Raw genomic sequence first — 17,676 nt, forward strand, 5'->3', positions numbered from 1 at the left:
AGTTATTTCAGTATAAATGACAAATCTTAATAAATAATGTTTAAAATTCTTAATTTTTCTTAATAAAATAGCATTAGGTTAATTAATTTTATTAACATAAAACAATGTTCAGTTATCTCTGTGGAAATAAAAAAACAGGCTCAACATTCATTGAGTACCTGGACTTTTTTGGGGCTGGTTACCCTATGACAAGATTGCAATGATACTACTCACTTTCATTGATTATTTGGTCTCAAAGAATTGTGTTAGCACATTTCCGTGCACTTAGTAAGTTTGACTTAAAAATATTGGGACAGTGGCTTAAGCTCACATATTAATCAGCCCTTCTATGTTAGAGATAAATGAAATTTTGAATGGATACAAATAGTGCAAATAAGCAAACAGCGATTAGTAGCCAACCATAAATACTTCTCTCTCTCTGAAATTCTTTAATTCCTAAAATTAACATAAATAACCCTAAAAAGAATATCATTAAAAAATTCAGCTGATAATCCCGTGTGATTAAGCCGTAAGCTGAGAGTGATATGACTATGATTGAAGAAACAAGTTGTAAAATTTTCAGCAACACTTTCCGCTCCTCCTCTTTTAAATTACACTTTTATGACAAGAATTTTGAAATTTTGTTATTTTTATTATACAATAAAATAAATTACATGGATATAAATACCAATTTATTTTCTTAATCGTCTATCTATCAGTCTACACGTAAATATTACAGACATAATGTCTAATATTGATACAGTATAATTAGACTGGTTGGAATTAGAAAAACGTACCGAAGAGCTTGAAAATAGAATTAGATTATCACAAGGGGGTTGTTATTTGAAAACTATAGCGGGAACAATCTCTCTATCTGTTTCTTTTACTTTATTTATTTATTTGTTTGGATTAAAAATGGAACATTCAATTAAATATGATGCAGGTTTCTTCTTTTTTCCTATAATTTTATTGATTCTTTCTTTCATTTTTTTCAGAATAGATTACAAGCATAATACAAAAAAATAACTACAAATTTACTGCACAATAATTTTCAAATAGGCTTTACATAAATTATCAGAATAGTTATACTATTGATACAACCTTCCATAAAACCTCGAGTATAACTTTGTCCTCGAGGTTTTTTATTGTTTAACTTCCTCTACTAATCTCTTTCTCTTTACCTGACAACCCCGTTATGATTAAAGCATAAAATACAGAAAAGCACCTGAGCGGGGTCAATACAAAAAAACTCTACTGACAGCAACTGGTATTAATGATATAATTCAAATAATACAAATATATACAATAAAGGGAGTCAGTCACACATTGAAAAAACTATTTTTAAGCACTGCTCTTGTGCTATCACTTGGTCTTGCTGGGTGCGGTGATGATTTGAGTAAAGAGGCGCCCGTAGAAAAGAAAACAGAACAAAAGACTGGCAAAAAAGAAATGACTTCTGTACCTAACTACACAATAGAAGAAGAGCATATAGACGGAAGCATTTGGTATGTAACATTGTTAACACCTTCAACTTCCGAAGAAGAATTAAATGCCTTGGTGGAACACACTGCTGAGTTAGCAAAAAAGGAATCCCTAATAATAGATTCCATTTTTGTTAAAGTGAAAACGAAGGATAGCGTCGCTAAATCATATGCTGCTACTGGTAAAGTAGCATTGAGTAATAGGGGTAAAGCCCAAACCGGATTGGCGGACACTAATAAATTTGAGTTTGAGTATTATGTAGATAAACGCTTGCATGTATTAAACAACGTTGTTAATAATTGAAATAGCAAAAAGTCACTCATCATGTAGTGACTGACAAAAATTAGATACTTTATTTTAAGAAGCTTGTAAAGGATTGAGTTCGGTCTTGTACCAGACTTAATCCTTTTAACGTTACCTTAATTCGTTTGTGGTTAGCATTCAATATATTGTTTCAAGCTCTCGCTTAAAGCATTCTATGTCTTCTAAACTGCATCAAACGGGTTTTACTCGAGTTATAGCACTTAGCGAACTTCTATAAGTGCTTGTTTTACAACGCATTTGTATCAGAATGTTTCTGGATAAAGGCATCAATGTTTTCGTTTAATTTAACTGCTGCTTTCGTCGGAATTTGGTGCTTTTCGTTTTCAAAAAACACCAATTCATTATGAGGTAGCTTTTCATAAAGTATATGGGCATATTGATGAAATGCTTTGTCTTTCGTACCAAAAACAAGCAGAACGGGCGAATTTATATCTGGAAGTCGACTTGTACAATTATAGCGTAGACTATAATTGTAGTACTGCTGGATATTTCGTGCATCTCCGTAGGATGCATCTTTATATAGTTTCCTAAAAACTTGTCGTGTGTTAGAATTTCCCCATGCTACCGCAAGTGTCAGAACAGAAATAGCCTTTTTATTTGCTAGTTTAACTGCTAAAGCAATTCGTTGTTTTAAATAGAAATCCTTCACTTCAGACATTCCGCTAATTATGATACCACCCAATCCCCTACTCGGATTCATCAATAAAAACTCTAATAAAATCGAGCCACCAGTTGAATATCCACAAATAAACGCTTTCTCTATCTTTAAATAATCCAATAAATTAACAATATCATTAACAATGAGTGGATACGTGATCGCTTGTTTGGAATACACACTTTTTCCATGACCTCTAATATCAAAGGTAATCACTTTAAATGTTTTTGATAATTGTTCTAATTGATAAACAAAATTTGTGCTTGTTAATAATGGAGGATGAATGAAGACGATTGGCGTCCCCTCGCCCTTTACTTGATAGTATATGTTACTACCTTCTACATCTAACATTGGCAATTCTAATCACCCCGATTTACAAATTCTTTTTGAGCATGCTGATTGGTAGTAGTATGTATCGTCAAGAATTATAATATTCTTTTACATGTTGAATACTTGCTCTTATTTATTTCAAAGGGTGGGTAATGTTGCCTTAGTTAGTCAAAAGAGATACTACTATGAGAAACAAAAAAACCAAAATCGCTATTTGCAATCTGGATCCATAAACATGCTCTTGGAATACACTTTAAAAATGCAAAATCTACATTAATGGTCATCGTTTTGATGATCATTTTGGTTATCATTTTGATTTTCTTGCTGTTCAGATGGTTCTTCTGTTGAATCTGGCTCTTGTTCATCATCAGCTGTTCCACATCCGAACAATAATCCTGAAGAAAGTATTACTGTAAACGTACCCATTATTATTTTTTTCATGTATTCACCTCATTTAGGGAATTTTTATTCCTCTTTATTATTATCCAAATTATTTTTACGTATACGATTTTTTCAAGTTACAGACCGAGTTATAAGAAAAGGAAACAAAAAATACAAGTCTAAAAATCTTACAGTATACACACTTCCTTATGTATTACCCAACCTAAATCATTTCCTAAAACAATGAGAGTTTTGGAGTCAGGAGCGACAGTAGTATTTACTTATAGTACGGAGTTAAACAAATAATCAGTGCAACTTTAATTACCTGTACAGTTTTTTTAGAAGAGATACTTATTTCAATACATTTTGGTTAAGCTAGTGAATGTTACAATTATATACTACTTAAGGAGATGAAAAAATTTATGGGTAAAGCTATTGAAGTTGGACTCCACGCAATTGTGGTCCTAAATACTGGTGATGATGAAGACAATGATGAATTAGAAATTCGTGGCACCCTTATTGCACAGGCGGGACTTTCACCAACCAATATTCGCGAAACACGTGAATTATGGCACATAGGAGATCATGACATTATTGGTATCGAACAAGGTGACAATCATGTAAGCCTCATTGGTAATTTCCAAACTATGGTTCTTGAAGATTATGAAATATTGGTCATTGGTGGTCACATAGAAGAGGATGATACTTTCAGTGAGGATGATTATATGAGCCACAATTTCCAAGTCATAACTCAGGCGGAAATTGACACTTTTCACCCTAACGGAAAACATTTCCCTATATTCTTTTCCCAATCTAATCAGCAAGTTCGAGTTGATTATACGATAAGAAAAATAAATATTTAAGCTCCATGTATGTCTGCTCAATCTTTGGTTTGTTTTATCCAGATTTAATCTATCTACAAAGATTTTTTAAAATTTTTAATCCGTTACTAATAGAAAATCATTTACCAGGCACTCATTATAAAAGTGAGTCCTGGTTTTTATCTTTTCAACCCGCCCAGCTACAAATGGATGCTTTAAAGGTACTCATTTATGGCTTTTTCCTTATTAACATTGGATTGGTTTAAGTTAGAAATCGTTGATTTTATTAATTTTCGGATTTCCTCAGTAATGGAAGGCCTTCTTCTGTCTGTTTGGCAATGTACGCATTGATGTCTTGTGGTTTTGATATATTTATATGTCCGCTCTTTCATTCCGTAATTTATACTATCCCCTTCTTTAAACAAGGCATTATTCTTTTCCCTTTTCTAGAGAAATTTTTATTTACACATAATCCTCTCATTTTTTGTCTAAGCTTAAAATGTACCAATTAAGCAATCGCTCCTCATACAACGAACTTCTAAAAGTAGGGAAAAAAATGAAGAAAAAAATTATATTAATAATAAGTTTATCAGCAACACTTCTTCTTTCTGGATGTTGGGATGTATCAGAACCACAAAGAATGTATTACATTCTTGGAGTCGGTATTGATTTCAAGGATGATGAATATGAAATATTCATGCAAATTATCGACTTTTCAAACGTTGCTAAATCTGAGCAACCAAATCCAAATCCAACACAGGCTGAGATAGGACGTGCGAAAGGTAAAACGATGGAGGAAGCTTTTTTTAAATTATATCGTTCCATCGATCAAAAAGTATTTTGGGGACATATGACCTACCTTATTTTATCGGAGGAGGCCATGAAAAGTGAGCATGCTGTACCAATTATCGATAGCTTTTTACGTCATCGGGAAACAAGGTATCAAATTTGGGCTTATTGCACACAGGAATCCATTGAAGAAATTCTCTTAGTAACACCCATTATAAATAAGTCACTAACTGCATCCAAACTGAGTAATCCACTCACTTCAGGTGCACAAGAGTCATTTATTGAACCCATCAATTTACGAAAATCTATCATTGGTTTGAATGAACCAAGCCATGAAATTAGTATTCCTTTAGTGACGATTAATAAAAATTGGCAGACTACAGAACAGTCTGCCGAAGAAACTGCATTGACAGGTGTCGGCATACTTTCAAAAGATGGTTTTAAAGGCTTTATTAAAGGTGAAGCTGCGAAAGGTTTGCAATGGATGCAGGAGAAAAAAAGTAAAGGAGCGGTAACCTTTAAATTAGAAGACGGTGACGATCACTTAACAGTAGATTTAGAAAAAATAAACCTAGACGTTGAACCAATTGTAAAAAATAATCAGGTTAAGTTTGAAATAGATATTACTTTTGATGCCACAATTAATGGCTTTAAAGGAAAAGTTACTTCAGATGAAATAAGAAAAAATATTATAGCAGAGGTTAAAAAAAACATAAAAACAGCCTATGAAGAGGGTTTAAAATTAGATGTCGACATTTATCGTTTTTCAGAATATTTATATCGAAAAGACATAAAAGCATGGAAGAAACTAGAAAATAACGGCAAAATACCATTAGACCAAGATTCAATTAGTAAACTAGACATTAAGGTAAATAAAGTTAATCCTGGACGAAAAACATTTGCTGAAACAATTGAAGAATAACTATAAAAAGACCGAATACTTGAGATTTCCACAAGTATCCGGTCTTTTGGATTTTTTCACCACAGACCTTTGTAGCTCTAATGTATCATTTTTTTCATTGTAAGCAATCGTCAATGCTGCTGAGTTGCTATGACATCTGCATGGCTATATCTTACCGTTATTCTATCCCTCATTCGTTTGATGTGACATACAAAAAAAGACATCACTTAGACGTCTTTAATGTTTTATCAATATCCTCAATTAAACGGTCTACTTGTTCCTTCGTAATCTTAATGACATATAATCCTTTATGCTCTCCGTTATGACGTCGCTTCTGGTGTTTGGGATATTGATAATCGAATGACGTATCTTTTTCCATAAAATCACCTCTTAAAGCTATATTCAATATAAAGTATAACAAACTTTCAATAAAAAGGAAATTAACTATACATATTTTCACTCGGACGAACAGCTCATTACGTGTCGTTAATGCTAGATTTTTTCTACCCTTCGGTGATAACAAACTATTACTATCACTTCCGCTTATAATCGTTTTTTAACTGTATGTGTTATTTTTTTACGAATATAGTTCCACTACTCGTTGATGATTCACTTTAGTCTTATCAGTTATATCTATAAAGTATGGTATTTGCCATTTTTGAGTAGTTATTGCTTGCTTATTTGTTAGTTTATCCCAGCTAGGATAGACTCTGATAGCCATCTTACCTTTCTTTTCATCCGTTTGTAGAATACCTTTTTTCAACAGAAGTTCTTTTGGAAAAACAAACTGACCGACCCTATTACCATTAAAGGTTGTGATAACTAATAAGTCTGGGAAGTCTCTATATTGATAGGGCTGATTTTTATGACTGCGATTTTTCTCCCAAAAAGCTACGAATTGGCCAATTTTAGTGGGCGTTATTTTGGCAACCCTAAAGCGAATCGATTTCAAATTTAACTGGAACTTTCCTGCTCCATATTGTGAGTTTTGCTGTTCTTCTTGAATATTTTCAATTATTAGGTTATTCGGTTCGTATATTTTATTATTAATAAAAGTGACAGCATTATAAAACGTGTTCATGATTTCTTTCTTCCTTGTTAACTGTAATTTGTATTTTCTTTGTCTAGTATTAGCTAGCCTTGTTATTAAATTGTTGTTACGGTGTTCTTAAAGATGGTGAGGTTTTTGCTAACTGTTGAGCCTCCTTTGGGCGAGATGGAGGAAATCACCTAAATTTGAAGCAACCTTTGTCAGTTGTCTTTTTAACATTGTACTACTAAGGACAATTTCTTTATATAAACAACAATTAAAAAGGTCACTTCCATTTAGAAAGTGACCCAAAACAGGAGAGTTTTTGTAAGGCTAGATTAGCTTTACACTACTATTATTATGCGCTGAAAGCTATTTTTGACTAGTCATTTGTCTGTAAAGTAGATTTAAAATAAAAAAACTAACATTTTGTTATATACAAATTAGAAGTGAGTTCATAAAAATGAATTAACTTTCAGGCATTTTATCTATACTACCCGCCTTACTTCTATTGTTGCTCATGTTCACATACAATGCAATACTATATGTCTTTTATTGTTTATTCTTTTGCGTCATATTACTACTATTTTCGTAGCGGAAGACCACTCATGTGAGTGGCTTTTTTATATGACTAAAAAGTAGTTGTTCCACTTCTGTTTTTAAAGCTTGGTTGGCATAGCGTAACCATTCATCATTACCTGCCGTGGCAACTTGAATATCGCTAAAATATTCATTTATTCGATGCCAACCGACTACACGTATTTGTTGACTTGCAAGCTGTCGTTTCAGGCTAAATGAGTCTTTCCGTAAATCCTTTAGTAAGGAATCCAGTAAAGGTAAATAGACGGTTTTCATTTTTAAGTGCTCTATAGTTTTATAATCTTGTTGAAGTGATCTTACAGCTAAATCCAGTAGCAGAAACTGATGCAGTAATTGTCTTTGTTCACTGTTAATCACAACCATCATCCTCTAAACGTGCAGCGTGGATATATGCTAAGGGGATATGTTTCATTTTTGTGATTGTTTCGAGTATTAGCTCTTGAGCATCCTGGTTTAAAGATGCAATTGTTCCAGTCCACTGCAAATACCTAGAGCCTTCCCACACCGTTAAAGTAATGATCTTATGTTGACATACAGCACAATCTATTGTTTGTTGTAATTCTTCTAGTTCCCATTCTGTAAGTTCACGCGATGCCTCAGCAAAATCCTCTTGTTTCCATTCTCTAATGAGCTGCACATGCTCAGGTAACATCATTGCTGTCCATTTCATCGTACCTCTATCACGTATCATTCAAACACTCCCCTATGCCAAATGGCCACCTACTAAACGATTTCTTTTAATAGCTGTACCTACATTTGTGTAAGATACAGCACGTAATAAGGCATTAGCACCAAACTTATTGCGTATAGCATCCATTGTGTGCCCTATTACTTGTCGTTGCGCTTTTCGTTCATCAAATAAATCCAATTGAATGCTCTTTTCTGGTTCTAGATTGGTTAGGCGAACTGATAATTGACGGGCTGGCTCACCAGCAAAGTACTGATCTAATAAATCCAAACACACGTTATACATGACAAGTGTCTCACCAGTCGGTACATGAATGGTTTTTGAACGGTGAAAACCTTTCGTCATCGCATTACGACTGTAGGATAGCCCTAAAGTGATCGTGCGGCCAACATAACCAGCTTCACGCGTTCGTTTCATAATATCTTCACACATTTCAAGTAGCACTACGGCTATATCCTTTCGGGTGTGATAATCCTTCATCAACATCTGCCCTTTGCCAAAGCTTAAAGCTGAATTTGTCACTAAAGGCTCTCCAAATGTAGACAGGTCTATCCCCCATGCATGGTGATATAATTGATTTCCCATAATACCAAAACGTTTTTCTAACTCTTTTAAATTGGCTTGCGCTAAGCCACCCACTGTTAAAATACCCATCGCATTTAAATTTGCCTCCATTTGTTTACCAATCCCCCACATTTCAGACAATGGTCGAACAGACCAGAGTTTTTGAGGAATATCCTCATAAGACCATTTAGCAAAACCAGATTTTTTAGCATCGAGATCTAATGCCAGTTTAGCCATTAACATATTTGGTCCCATGCCAATCGCAGAGGGGATTCGAAATTGAGTATAGATGGCATTTTGAATTTCCTTTGCTGCCTGTTCTGGTGAACCCCAAAGTTTTTCTGTGCCAGTCAAATCCACAAAGCTTTCATCCACGCTGTATACATGTATTGCCTTAGCAGGTACATATCTTGCAATAAGGCGCGTAATAGCCATAGACATCTCTAAAAAGAAGCTCATTTTAGGCTCAAACAACTTGATGTCTGGGTGTTTAGGTATTTCATAGCGCCGATTTCCCGTTTTTATTTTAAATTTTTCTTTCATCATGGATGAGGCAGCAAGAACAATACTGCCAGGTTGATGAAAGTTGCCGATAACTGCAATAGGTTCTTGCAAAACATCTAGACCCTCTAGCATTGCAATACAGCTAGCGTAAAAGCACTTCATGTCGATACACATAATACTTTTGTTTGGCATGTTTTCGTAATTCATACTACACCACGCTCTTTACGTACTACTGGAACAATAGCGAGAACATTATTTATAATAAAAGTACGCTTTGCCTGCCTTGTAAAACAAAATGCTGTAAAAGAATCACCAACCACTTTAATGATTTTCACTCGCCTTTTTGTAATTTCACCCGACTTAGATACATACATCATGTTCATTAACTGTCCCCGTTGCATTGCTTTTACCAGTTGCTGTTTCATGCTAGCTTCTCCTTCTCTACATAAAATAAGAACCTTTGTTCTTGTATTATACGCACGTACGTTCGTTTTTAGAAGCGGTAATTTTTACTAAATAGCTGTTATGCATTCATCTACAGAAAACAATACAGATTGCGGGCTTTTGTATAAGTGCAAATTGCTAGACCGTATCTGAATTATCTTTCACTAGCGTTTTCTATGTACCCAATCAAAAGAAATGCTTGGTTCGGTTTCAAAAGCAATAATGGCTTTTTTTGATTAAAATATTATAATAAATATTAGATTGACCCGATTATCGGATAGTAAGGAGCTGGTTGAATTGAGTAACTTAGCACATACATATAAACTACCCTATTATGCAGTTGTCTTTGCTTCAGAGCGAACAGTAGGCGACAATGGTTATGGAGTAATGGCAACCAAAATGGATGAATTAGCAAGTAAACAAAAAGGATTTCTAGGTGTGGAAAGTGCAAGAGATACAAATTTAGGTATCACCGTTTCTTATTGGGAAACACTTGAAGATATTGCTGCATGGAAAGAGCATGCCGCACATCAAGTTGCTCAAGAACGTGGCAAAAAAGAGTGGTATAGTCGATTTGCATTACGTGTTTGTAAAGTAGAACGTGATTATCTATTTGAAATGTAGGTATCAACAAATATAAGCTAGTTATGTAACTACTAAGGATTGAGTCCACTACAATCCTTATCTTGATTCTGTTGAAAATTACCTATTTCAACGCTTGAATGGCATAACGATCAATAGGTAAAAAACATGCCGTTTGGGTTCCTAAAAACGATGCGATCTTTCGTTTGATTATTTTAAAAGACTAAGAAGCCAAAGCCTCTTAGTCTTTTTTGGTCCTCATTAACTTGTTGGTGCAATAAATAGTATGTGTAATACGAATGATTCCATCAATATTTATTAAGTTAATCTACCCGTTAAATTTGTTTACTAACATTCATCAAGGTGACATGAGCGTTTTTATTTAAAGCACTGTTTAGTTCAGATTCATCAATTGTGACAAGGATTTTATGCTCCAACTCAAATTGACTATTTTATAGAATCAATATGACGGTCTTTAGCTGCGCCTAGACCAACTATAAAGAGCAAAACTGACGCACAAACCAATAGTAACAGTGGAAAAGTCCAGCTAGTAGTTACATCATGCAGGTACCCGAAGAGTGTTGGGCCCGTAGCAGCAAGCAGGTAGCCGAATGATTGAGCCATCCCTGATAATTCTGCCGCTTGATGTGCATTTTTTGTACGTAAGCCAAAAAACATCATGGCTAATCCAAACGCAAAACCTCCTCCAATGCCTAATAACACAATCCACAACACAATAAAATTCAAGCTTCCATAAAGTAATCCTAGCGTGCCACTTAACAATAGCGTTGAAGCAATGGTCACTAATGAGCGTTGACTGGACATACGTCCTGCGATGATGGGCACTATAAATGTAAATGGCAGCAAAGATAACTGCATAATAGAAAGCAACCAGCCAGATTGATCTGCACTTATTCCCTGTTGTTTTAAAATCTCTGGTAACCATGCAATCAGTACATAAAACACCATGGATTGTAACCCCATAAACAAAGTCACTTGCCATGCTAAAGATGAACGCCATAAATTTACACCACTGCCAGCCTTTTGGGCTGATTCAGCTGTTGTACGTCCCTTCCTATGTTTCATTTGAGGTAACCACAATAAAATTGCTATAAAGCTTAGAATGCCCCAAATTCCCAGTGCACCTTGCCAGCCAAAGCCTAAGCGAATTGCAATAGGAATACTAATCCCAGAAGCCATTGCTCCAAATAAATTCATAGCAATGGAATATACACCTGTCATTAAGCCCAATTGTGTCGGAAATTCTCGTTTAATAAGACTAGGCAATAAAACGTTACAGATGGCAATAGCTAGTCCAAGAATAGCAGTGCCGACATATAAAGTAGCCACCCCTGATAGGGAACGTAAAATAATACCAATCGTAAGAAAGATGGCTGAAATGAGAATAAGTAGTTCCATTCCATATCTTCGTCCTAATCTAGGTACGAAAGGTGAAAAAAGTGCAAAAGCCAGTAAAGGTAACGTAGTAATCATGCCTGCAAGTGTATTTGAAATATGTAGATTGTCTCTAATCACACCCACTAAAGGCCCTACTGAGGTTAAGGGAGCCCGTAAATTGGTTGCAATAAATATAATACCTACAACAATCACCCAGACTGATGATTTATGAATATTTATAGTTGATTTTGTTGCTTGATTTTCACTCATTTGACTGATGTTCCTCCTACTATTTTTACATCTTGAGTTGTCGATATTGCTAGAGCGAATACTTCGAACTCACATTAAGTATACTAAACTATATATAAAAATAAATAAAGTATAATAAAATATATTTATTAATCCAACTTGTCTTTTGTATTCATCCTTTATATAGAAATCAAAAAATAATCTCTATTCTTTATTGAATAGAGATTATACTGGTCACAGCATAGCTGATGAATAATTTAATTGTTGGGCGGATATTTCAAAAGGATATGGAGGACAACAACATCATTAGAATCATTTATATATGAATGCGTGCCATCTGCGCGAAAACTAATAGAATCATATTGATTCAGGATGTAGGACTCATTATTAACATTAATTTGAACTTTTCCTGACATGACTGTAGCAAGTTCAGTTGTATTAGGATGATGTTTTTCAGGATAGTAGGAGCTATTCGGCTGTAAATAGGCTCTAAACATCTCATTTTCATTGCTTACATTTTGAAATATCGGCTCAATTACCCAATTATCCCCATCTTCAGCAATACTTAATCCTTGTCCAGCTCTAGATAAACTCACACGGTTTTCAGTAGCGAATAATTCCATAAGGGGAACGGATAAGCTCTTCGAAATTTTCCACAGCATGCCTAATGTTGGATTCGTTTCTCCACGTTCAATATTTCCAAGTGTGAGTTTGCTCACACCAGAAATTTTTGATAAATCTTCAAGACTCCATTGCTGTTCTTTACGAAGCTTTTTTAGTACTGCCCCGACTTGTAAAACAACTTGTTTGTGATCATCAGTTCCCATGCTCTTTTCATCCTCCTTTTTGGAATATATGGCGAAAAATAAAAGTATAATTTGATCGACGAACACTGGCAAAATAATCCCTAATAAACCTTATTATACATGATGATAGATAAAACAAAAAAAGCTTATTATAATATATTTTAAATCAAACTAACCAAACAGCCCATATCAAGTATTTGCATGAACCTGCTCTATTGGTGTCGCTTGCCCTATTTTGCCATGCCTTCACCTGCCATGAAAAATCTCTTACTGTACTGTAACTTACATAATCAGATGATGCCTTTATGGAAAATATAAAATAGCTTGTCGGAGTGATACCTTTAAAAAGGTACTGTGTTGTCGAATGGCGGAGAAATAGCTACAATTTAAAATTGCAAAACCACCCCGACAATTTTTAAACACGCAATGAAAGAATTTCCGCAAGCTGAACACATGAAGGTCTTCCATGCCATGACACTTTATAATCTAGGCGAATTTTCCAAGGCGATGGAAATATTGTTAAGCAGTTTGATAGTCACAACCAAGGATGAGGGCATACAAAGATACAGCAAAGCTATAAAATTTTATAGTGATAAGCTAGATCAAACTTGGTTGTCATAATGGCCATAAGCTTTTCATCATCAAAAAATCAGGCTCACCAACGAGAACCTGATTTTTTGTTTTGCTATTTAGCAACGTTTATTTTTTTAATCGTTGAAAAGATGGCAACAAATAATATTGAAATAATTCCGGTAAAGAAAAATAGATAGCCCACTGGAATTAAGAAGAACGGTTCAATCAACGTGCCGTCTGGTGCTAAACTATCCCCAATCATCCCTCTCAAAATAAAACAGATAACCCCTAGAAAAATTGGTGTAGCAGCAATTACATATTTTTTCATACCATTTTTTCCTCCATTAATCATTGATTTCATTTTTTTGATATGCCAAAATGTCACCTGGTTGACAGTCTAAAACTTCGCATATTTTTTCTAAAGTTGAGAATTTGACGGCTTTTGCTTTGCCATTTTTTAAAATAGAAACGTTAGCCATTGTAATGCCTAGTTTTTCCGATAATTCTGTCACACTCATTTTTCTTTTAGCCAGCATGACATCGAGATTAACAATAATCACCATAGTTTACTACACCTCAAATCGTTAGGTCATTATCCTGCTTGATGTCACTAGCTTTTCTCACTAAGTAGGAAAGCAAGGAAGTAAAAACAGCAATAACGACTGCGAAAAATAAAATGAGTAGCAAAATAGCTAAGACATTCGTGTGAAAGCTGCCACTTACAAAGAGGAAGAGTAAAGCAACTACATATAAAACACCTTCAAGCATGGCTAAAACGCTTATTATTTTTAACCTATCAGCATTTATAATCGTAAAATCTCGATTCCAACCTACATCCGAACAAATTTTCCATCCAAAAACTAATGCTATAAAAAATGGAATACCTGTTACCCAGATGAAAATAGTAAAAGGTTTGTACATTCCCTTCAAATTTTCAGCATCGAGTAATAATTCTCTCCCCGTTTCTGGACCAACATAGATACAGAACAGTAAACCGAAAAATCCGCAAAACACAATTATCAATTTTAACCACCTTGATAATTCTCTCTGTTTCATGAAGCACCTCCTTCTTCCCTTACTATTGTCATAATAAACAAGAATAAATCTTAAGTCAACAATTATTTATTGTTTTACGATAAATAATTGTTGTATCTTACTTTATCTAACGTCTTATTTCTTTCACGAACTTGTAAGAAGAAGCCTGTTATGGCGTTTTCAAAGTCCCCTCTTTCAAACTTAGGTCATTTACCCAAAAATGCTTGTAAAATGGCGAACTCATGATAAAATAAGAACATGCATTCGTGCTCTCTTAGTACTTTTTCGTGATAGGATTTGTTTATAAGAAGGAATTTGGTGCGAATAATTAATGATTACTAATAAACTTAATGTCGGATAATCTGTATTTACTGTATAGAAAAACGGCTGCTCCGTAACGAGCAACCGTACTTTTTTATGGCTATTTTATGAGAATCGTTATTCAATCGTCTTTAATTAATAGCTTTCGATGCTTGTGTAATAAGTGCAGCGACCATTTTGTCCATTTGTGCAAAACGATCATCCTGCGTCTGCCCTTTCACATATCGATAATAAATTTGTTGGCAAATCACTGCTAATTTGAAGTAGGCAAAAGTAATATAATAATTAATTGATGAGACATCCCGCCCACTCTTCTGGCCATAACGAGCAATGAATTCTTCTCGTGAATAGAATCCAGGTAAAACTGTAATTGGAGGCTCTCCCAGTGCATACAACAACATCTTCGGATCATCTGCGTGCACCCAGTAGCTCATTGCCACACCAAGATCTGCTAATGGGTCCCCTACAGTGGTCATTTCCCAATCAAAAAGCCCAATCATTTCACTATAGTCCTCAGAAAACATCGCATTATTCAACTTATAGTCATAGTGAATAATTGTCGCTTCAGCATTCGTCGGAACATTTTCTTTTAGCCAAGTCGTTAGCGCTTCTACTTCTGCAAACTGTGACGTTTTAGCCTTATCATAGCGCTCTATCCAACCGTGCACCTGTCTTTCCATAAATCCTTGTGGCTTCACCATGTCCTTCATTGCCGTTTTCTCATAAGGTATTGCATGCAGTGTAACAAGCGAGTCGACCATCTTTTCAGACAATTGGCGTGCTAATTTTTCTTTATTTTCGGTTCCTTCAGGAAAATGGGTGTCAAGGACGATGCCCTTCTTGCGTTCCATTAAGAAGAAATCACTACCGATTATAGCTTCATCATTGACATAGACATAAGGTGTTGGCACCGTGGCTAAAAACGGGTGCAGTGCCGATAGAATGGTAAATTCACGCTTCATATCATGTGCCTTTTTCGCAACAACACCAAGAGGCGGCCGACGTAGAACAGCTTCAAAATCCCCGACTTTCAGACAATAGGTTAAATTTGAATGACCTGCACTAAATTGCGTAATTTCAAGCTTGCCCTCTGGTAAGTCTGGAAACTGTGTCTTTAAAAATGCATGAAGTCTTTGTGCATCAATGCGTTCACTTGCCCTTACTTGCATCGTATCCATAATAGCCCCCCTTTAAATGATTGCACTCATGCCACCGTCCACGACAATAACATCCCCTGTGACATAATCTGAAGCTGCCGCTGCTAAAAAAAGCGCAACCCCTTTTAAATCATTTTCCGAACCTAAGCGTTTTAACGGTGTGACTCCCATTAAATAATCTTGTCCACGCTCAATTAAAATACTCGACATTTTCGTTGGGAAAAATCCAGGTGCAATGGCATTAACATTTACACCGTAAGGTCCCCATTTCACTGCTAAATCTTTCGTTAAGGTGATAACTGCCCCTTTACTGGCGTTATAGCCAATTGTATCCATGAAATCAGGTAGTGTACCGCCAAGCCCTGCAATTGAGGCGATGTTTATAATCTTTCCAAATCGCTGTTCAAGCATTACTCTACCAACTGCTTGGCTCATTAAAAACGTACCATTGACGTTGACGTCGAATACCTTTTGCCAAGCTTCATATGGCATGTCTACAGCAGTTGTGCCCCAAGATGCACCACTGTTATTTACCAAAATATCAATACTACCGAACGTTTCTTTTGTTTTTGTCACTACATGCTCAATATCTTCTGGTTTAGTTACATCACATGCAAGGGCTAATGTTTGTACGCCTAATGCAGCTAGTGTTATTGCTACTTCTTGACATGCCTCAACCTTACGAGAGCACAGCACGACATTAGCTCCTGCCTCTGCAAAACCTTGGGCAATTTGTGCCCCAAGTCCACGTCCGCCACCTGTCACAATAGCTGTTTTACCCTTTAAGCTAAATAAGTCAAGTACGCTCATTTCACCAGCTCCTCTTGTTTTTTAGCATGTTTTTTCAGTTCAAGCTTTGCAATCGTATTTCGATGGACTTCATCCGGGCCATCTGCTAAGCGCAATGTACGGGAATTTGCCCATTGTGCAGCAAGGGTTGTATCTGGACCCACTCCAGCAGCACCAAATGCTTGAATTGCACGGTCAATCACACGTAAAGCCATATTTGGCGCTACTACTTTAATCATAGCAATTTCTGCCTTTGCTTCTTTATTACCAACCGTGTCCATCATATAGGCAGCCTTTAGCGTTAATAGTCTTGCTTGTTCAATATCAATGCGTGATTCTGCAATACGTTCACGCATGACCCCTTGATCTGCCAGTGGTCGATGGAAAGCTTTTCGCTCCTTTACACGTATACACATTTCTTCTAAAGCGCGTTCAGCAGCTCCTATTAGACGCATACAATGGTGAATACGGCCTGGTCCCAATCGACCTTGCGCAATGGCAAAGCCCTTGCCCTCACCCCATAATATATTTTCTACTGGTACACGAACATTCGTAAATGTTACTTCACCATGGCCTTCTGGCGCATGGTCGTAACCAAAAGCTGTTAACATACGCTCAATTTGAACGCCTGGTGTATCCATCGGCACTAAAATCATCGACTGTTGCTCATGGATTGGCTTCGTAGAATCTTTATGTTTGCCCATAAAAATGGCGATTTTACAACGCGGATCCCCAGCTCCTGTTGTCCACCACTTATGACCATTTAATAGATAATAATCGCCATCACGTTCGATACTTGCCTCAATATTTGTTGCATCACTAGACGCTACTGCTGGCTCTGTCATGGCAAAGCAGGAACGAATATCCCCTCGAAGTAACGGTTCTAGCCATTGCTTCTTCTGTTGTTCGGAACCGTAACGAACGAGCACTTCCATATTCCCTGTATCAGGTGCATTGCAATTAAATACTTCAGGTGCGAGAAGTGAACGCCCCATAATTTCACACAGTGGTGCATATTCTAAATTTTTTAGACCTGCACCGTACTCGCTATCGGGCAAAAATAAATTCCATAAGCCCGCTTCCTTAGCCTTCGCCTTCAATTGCTCCATAATCGGTGGAATTGCCCCCCAGCGATTGTCCATTGCTTCCACTTGTGCAGCATACACCGATTCATTTGGATAAATATACTGCTCCATAAAATTTGTCAGCTTCTCTTGTAGTGCTACCACTTTTTCGCTATAAGAAAAATTCATAGGAAAGCCCCCTTTGATTGA

The 17,676-nt window shown here is 35.9% G+C and carries 22 protein-coding genes; 5 read left to right on the top strand and 17 right to left on the bottom strand.

Annotation, left to right across the window (positions count from 1 at the left end):
• Positions 1–331: 331 nt before the first annotated feature.
• Positions 332–568 carry a DUF3953 domain-containing protein gene (locus C9J35_RS09930; RefSeq protein WP_327323276.1) on the bottom strand — a complete coding sequence of 79 codons (237 nt, stop codon included), beginning with the start codon at positions 566–568 and terminating at the stop codon, positions 332–334.
• 254 nt (positions 569–822) lie between these two features.
• Here C9J35_RS09930 and C9J35_RS24130 point away from each other — a divergent pair, with 254 nt between their 5' ends.
• Both C9J35_RS24130 and C9J35_RS09940 read left to right on the top strand, forming a co-directional pair.
• The gene (locus C9J35_RS24130) at positions 823–1,005 is read left to right on the top strand and encodes a hypothetical protein (RefSeq protein WP_107924381.1); all 183 of its coding nucleotides are present in this window, start codon (positions 823–825) and stop codon (positions 1,003–1,005) included.
• Between the two features lie 300 nt (positions 1,006–1,305).
• Positions 1,306–1,764 carry a hypothetical protein gene (locus C9J35_RS09940; protein WP_107924382.1) on the top strand — a complete coding sequence of 153 codons (459 nt, stop codon included), beginning with the start codon at positions 1,306–1,308 and terminating at the stop codon, positions 1,762–1,764.
• Positions 1,765–2,011: 247 nt separating this feature from the next.
• Here C9J35_RS09940 and C9J35_RS09945 read toward each other — a convergent pair whose 3' ends face one another.
• Positions 2,012–2,797 (bottom strand): alpha/beta fold hydrolase, encoded by a 786-nt coding sequence (locus C9J35_RS09945; protein ID WP_107924383.1) that lies wholly within the window; start codon positions 2,795–2,797, stop codon positions 2,012–2,014.
• Between the two features lie 246 nt (positions 2,798–3,043).
• Positions 3,044–3,211, bottom strand: a complete 168-nt coding sequence (locus C9J35_RS23565) for a hypothetical protein (protein ID WP_167395946.1) — start codon at positions 3,209–3,211, stop codon at positions 3,044–3,046.
• 362 nt (positions 3,212–3,573) lie between these two features.
• On the opposite strand from C9J35_RS23565, the gene C9J35_RS09950 reads away from it, so the two are divergent.
• A complete protein-coding gene (locus C9J35_RS09950) occupies positions 3,574–4,014 on the top strand; it encodes a hypothetical protein (RefSeq protein WP_054768133.1) in 441 nt (146 codons plus the stop codon).
• A 514-nt stretch (positions 4,015–4,528) separates the two neighbouring features.
• Positions 4,529–5,683 carry a Ger(x)C family spore germination protein gene (locus C9J35_RS09955; protein ID WP_107924384.1) on the top strand — a complete coding sequence of 385 codons (1,155 nt, stop codon included), beginning with the start codon at positions 4,529–4,531 and terminating at the stop codon, positions 5,681–5,683.
• Between the two features lie 202 nt (positions 5,684–5,885).
• On the opposite strand, the gene C9J35_RS23570 is transcribed toward C9J35_RS09955, so the two are convergent.
• The 6 genes from C9J35_RS23570 to C9J35_RS09980 form a co-directional block, all read right to left on the bottom strand.
• Positions 5,886–6,041: a hypothetical protein gene (locus C9J35_RS23570; protein ID WP_167395947.1), complete on the bottom strand. Its 156-nt coding sequence runs from the start codon at positions 6,039–6,041 to the stop codon at positions 5,886–5,888.
• Positions 6,042–6,239: 198 nt separating this feature from the next.
• Positions 6,240–6,743: a MepB family protein gene (locus C9J35_RS09960; RefSeq protein ID WP_107924385.1), complete on the bottom strand. Its 504-nt coding sequence runs from the start codon at positions 6,741–6,743 to the stop codon at positions 6,240–6,242.
• 555 nt (positions 6,744–7,298) lie between these two features.
• Entirely contained in the window at positions 7,299–7,655 is a 357-nt protein-coding gene (locus tag C9J35_RS09965) for a YhjD family protein (protein WP_235616269.1), read from the bottom strand.
• The gene (locus C9J35_RS09970) at positions 7,642–7,983 is read right to left on the bottom strand and encodes a YolD-like family protein (protein ID WP_054768403.1); all 342 of its coding nucleotides are present in this window, start codon (positions 7,981–7,983) and stop codon (positions 7,642–7,644) included. Before C9J35_RS09970 ends, C9J35_RS09965 begins: the two co-directional genes overlap by 14 nt.
• A gap of 12 nt (positions 7,984–7,995) precedes the next feature.
• Positions 7,996–9,255 carry a Y-family DNA polymerase gene (locus C9J35_RS09975; RefSeq protein ID WP_054768402.1) on the bottom strand — a complete coding sequence of 420 codons (1,260 nt, stop codon included), beginning with the start codon at positions 9,253–9,255 and terminating at the stop codon, positions 7,996–7,998.
• Entirely contained in the window at positions 9,252–9,473 is a 222-nt protein-coding gene (locus tag C9J35_RS09980) for a hypothetical protein (protein WP_054768401.1), read from the bottom strand. Before C9J35_RS09980 ends, C9J35_RS09975 begins: the two co-directional genes overlap by 4 nt.
• Before the next feature lie 316 nt (positions 9,474–9,789).
• On the opposite strand from C9J35_RS09980, the gene C9J35_RS09985 reads away from it, so the two are divergent.
• Positions 9,790–10,116, top strand: coding sequence for an antibiotic biosynthesis monooxygenase family protein (locus C9J35_RS09985; RefSeq protein ID WP_107924387.1), 327 nt, complete (start codon positions 9,790–9,792; stop codon positions 10,114–10,116).
• Positions 10,117–10,521: 405 nt separating this feature from the next.
• Here C9J35_RS09985 and C9J35_RS09990 read toward each other — a convergent pair whose 3' ends face one another.
• The 8 genes from C9J35_RS09990 to C9J35_RS10025 form a co-directional block, all read right to left on the bottom strand.
• Positions 10,522–11,742: a CynX/NimT family MFS transporter gene (locus C9J35_RS09990; RefSeq protein WP_107924388.1), complete on the bottom strand. Its 1,221-nt coding sequence runs from the start codon at positions 11,740–11,742 to the stop codon at positions 10,522–10,524.
• A gap of 236 nt (positions 11,743–11,978) precedes the next feature.
• Positions 11,979–12,548: a helix-turn-helix domain-containing protein gene (locus C9J35_RS09995; protein WP_107924389.1), complete on the bottom strand. Its 570-nt coding sequence runs from the start codon at positions 12,546–12,548 to the stop codon at positions 11,979–11,981.
• A gap of 664 nt (positions 12,549–13,212) precedes the next feature.
• Positions 13,213–13,428: a DUF3955 domain-containing protein gene (locus C9J35_RS10000; protein ID WP_107924436.1), complete on the bottom strand. Its 216-nt coding sequence runs from the start codon at positions 13,426–13,428 to the stop codon at positions 13,213–13,215.
• Between the two features lie 16 nt (positions 13,429–13,444).
• On the bottom strand, positions 13,445–13,663 hold the full coding sequence (locus C9J35_RS10005) for a helix-turn-helix domain-containing protein (protein WP_107924390.1): 219 nt from the start codon (positions 13,661–13,663) through the stop codon (positions 13,445–13,447).
• Positions 13,664–13,676: 13 nt separating this feature from the next.
• Complete coding sequence (locus C9J35_RS10010; RefSeq protein ID WP_107924391.1) at positions 13,677–14,156, bottom strand: DUF2975 domain-containing protein; 480 nt, start codon at positions 14,154–14,156, stop codon at positions 13,677–13,679.
• 431 nt (positions 14,157–14,587) lie between these two features.
• On the bottom strand, positions 14,588–15,634 hold the full coding sequence (locus C9J35_RS10015) for a phosphotransferase family protein (protein WP_107924392.1): 1,047 nt from the start codon (positions 15,632–15,634) through the stop codon (positions 14,588–14,590).
• A 12-nt stretch (positions 15,635–15,646) separates the two neighbouring features.
• Entirely contained in the window at positions 15,647–16,423 is a 777-nt protein-coding gene (locus tag C9J35_RS10020; RefSeq protein ID WP_107924393.1) for an SDR family oxidoreductase, read from the bottom strand.
• Complete coding sequence (locus C9J35_RS10025) at positions 16,420–17,655, bottom strand: acyl-CoA dehydrogenase family protein (protein WP_107924394.1); 1,236 nt, start codon at positions 17,653–17,655, stop codon at positions 16,420–16,422. The genes C9J35_RS10020 and C9J35_RS10025 overlap by 4 nt, the downstream gene beginning before the upstream one ends.
• Positions 17,656–17,676: the final 21 nt, after the last annotated feature.

Origin of the sequence: Lysinibacillus parviboronicapiens (genome assembly GCF_003049575.1) — a bacterium.
Lineage (GTDB): Bacteria > Bacillota > Bacilli > Bacillales_A > Planococcaceae > Lysinibacillus > Lysinibacillus parviboronicapiens.

Excerpts from the sequence above, each read along its gene's own strand:
- C9J35_RS23565 (WP_167395946.1), bottom strand. The coding sequence starts at position 3,211 with ATGAAAAAAATAATAATGGGTACGTTTACAGTAATACTTTCTTCAGGA.
- C9J35_RS09950 (WP_054768133.1), top strand. The coding sequence starts at position 3,574 with ATGGGTAAAGCTATTGAAGTTGGACTCCACGCAATTGTGGTCCTAAAT.
- C9J35_RS09955 (WP_107924384.1), top strand. The coding sequence starts at position 4,529 with ATGAAGAAAAAAATTATATTAATAATAAGTTTATCAGCAACACTTCTT.
- C9J35_RS23570 (WP_167395947.1), bottom strand. The coding sequence starts at position 6,041 with ATGGAAAAAGATACGTCATTCGATTATCAATATCCCAAACACCAGAAG.
- C9J35_RS09960 (WP_107924385.1), bottom strand. The coding sequence starts at position 6,743 with ATGAACACGTTTTATAATGCTGTCACTTTTATTAATAATAAAATATAC.
- C9J35_RS09965 (WP_235616269.1), bottom strand. The coding sequence starts at position 7,655 with ATGGTTGTGATTAACAGTGAACAAAGACAATTACTGCATCAGTTTCTG.
- C9J35_RS09970 (WP_054768403.1), bottom strand. The coding sequence starts at position 7,983 with ATGATACGTGATAGAGGTACGATGAAATGGACAGCAATGATGTTACCT.
- C9J35_RS09975 (WP_054768402.1), bottom strand. The coding sequence starts at position 9,255 with ATGAATTACGAAAACATGCCAAACAAAAGTATTATGTGTATCGACATG.
- C9J35_RS09980 (WP_054768401.1), bottom strand. The coding sequence starts at position 9,473 with ATGAAACAGCAACTGGTAAAAGCAATGCAACGGGGACAGTTAATGAAC.
- C9J35_RS09990 (WP_107924388.1), bottom strand. The coding sequence starts at position 11,742 with ATGAGTGAAAATCAAGCAACAAAATCAACTATAAATATTCATAAATCA.
- C9J35_RS09995 (WP_107924389.1), bottom strand. The coding sequence starts at position 12,548 with ATGGGAACTGATGATCACAAACAAGTTGTTTTACAAGTCGGGGCAGTA.
- C9J35_RS10000 (WP_107924436.1), bottom strand. The coding sequence starts at position 13,428 with ATGAAAAAATATGTAATTGCTGCTACACCAATTTTTCTAGGGGTTATC.
- C9J35_RS10005 (WP_107924390.1), bottom strand. The coding sequence starts at position 13,663 with ATGGTGATTATTGTTAATCTCGATGTCATGCTGGCTAAAAGAAAAATG.
- C9J35_RS10010 (WP_107924391.1), bottom strand. The coding sequence starts at position 14,156 with ATGAAACAGAGAGAATTATCAAGGTGGTTAAAATTGATAATTGTGTTT.
- C9J35_RS10015 (WP_107924392.1), bottom strand. The coding sequence starts at position 15,634 with ATGGATACGATGCAAGTAAGGGCAAGTGAACGCATTGATGCACAAAGA.
- C9J35_RS10020 (WP_107924393.1), bottom strand. The coding sequence starts at position 16,423 with ATGAGCGTACTTGACTTATTTAGCTTAAAGGGTAAAACAGCTATTGTG.
- C9J35_RS10025 (WP_107924394.1), bottom strand. The coding sequence starts at position 17,655 with ATGAATTTTTCTTATAGCGAAAAAGTGGTAGCACTACAAGAGAAGCTG.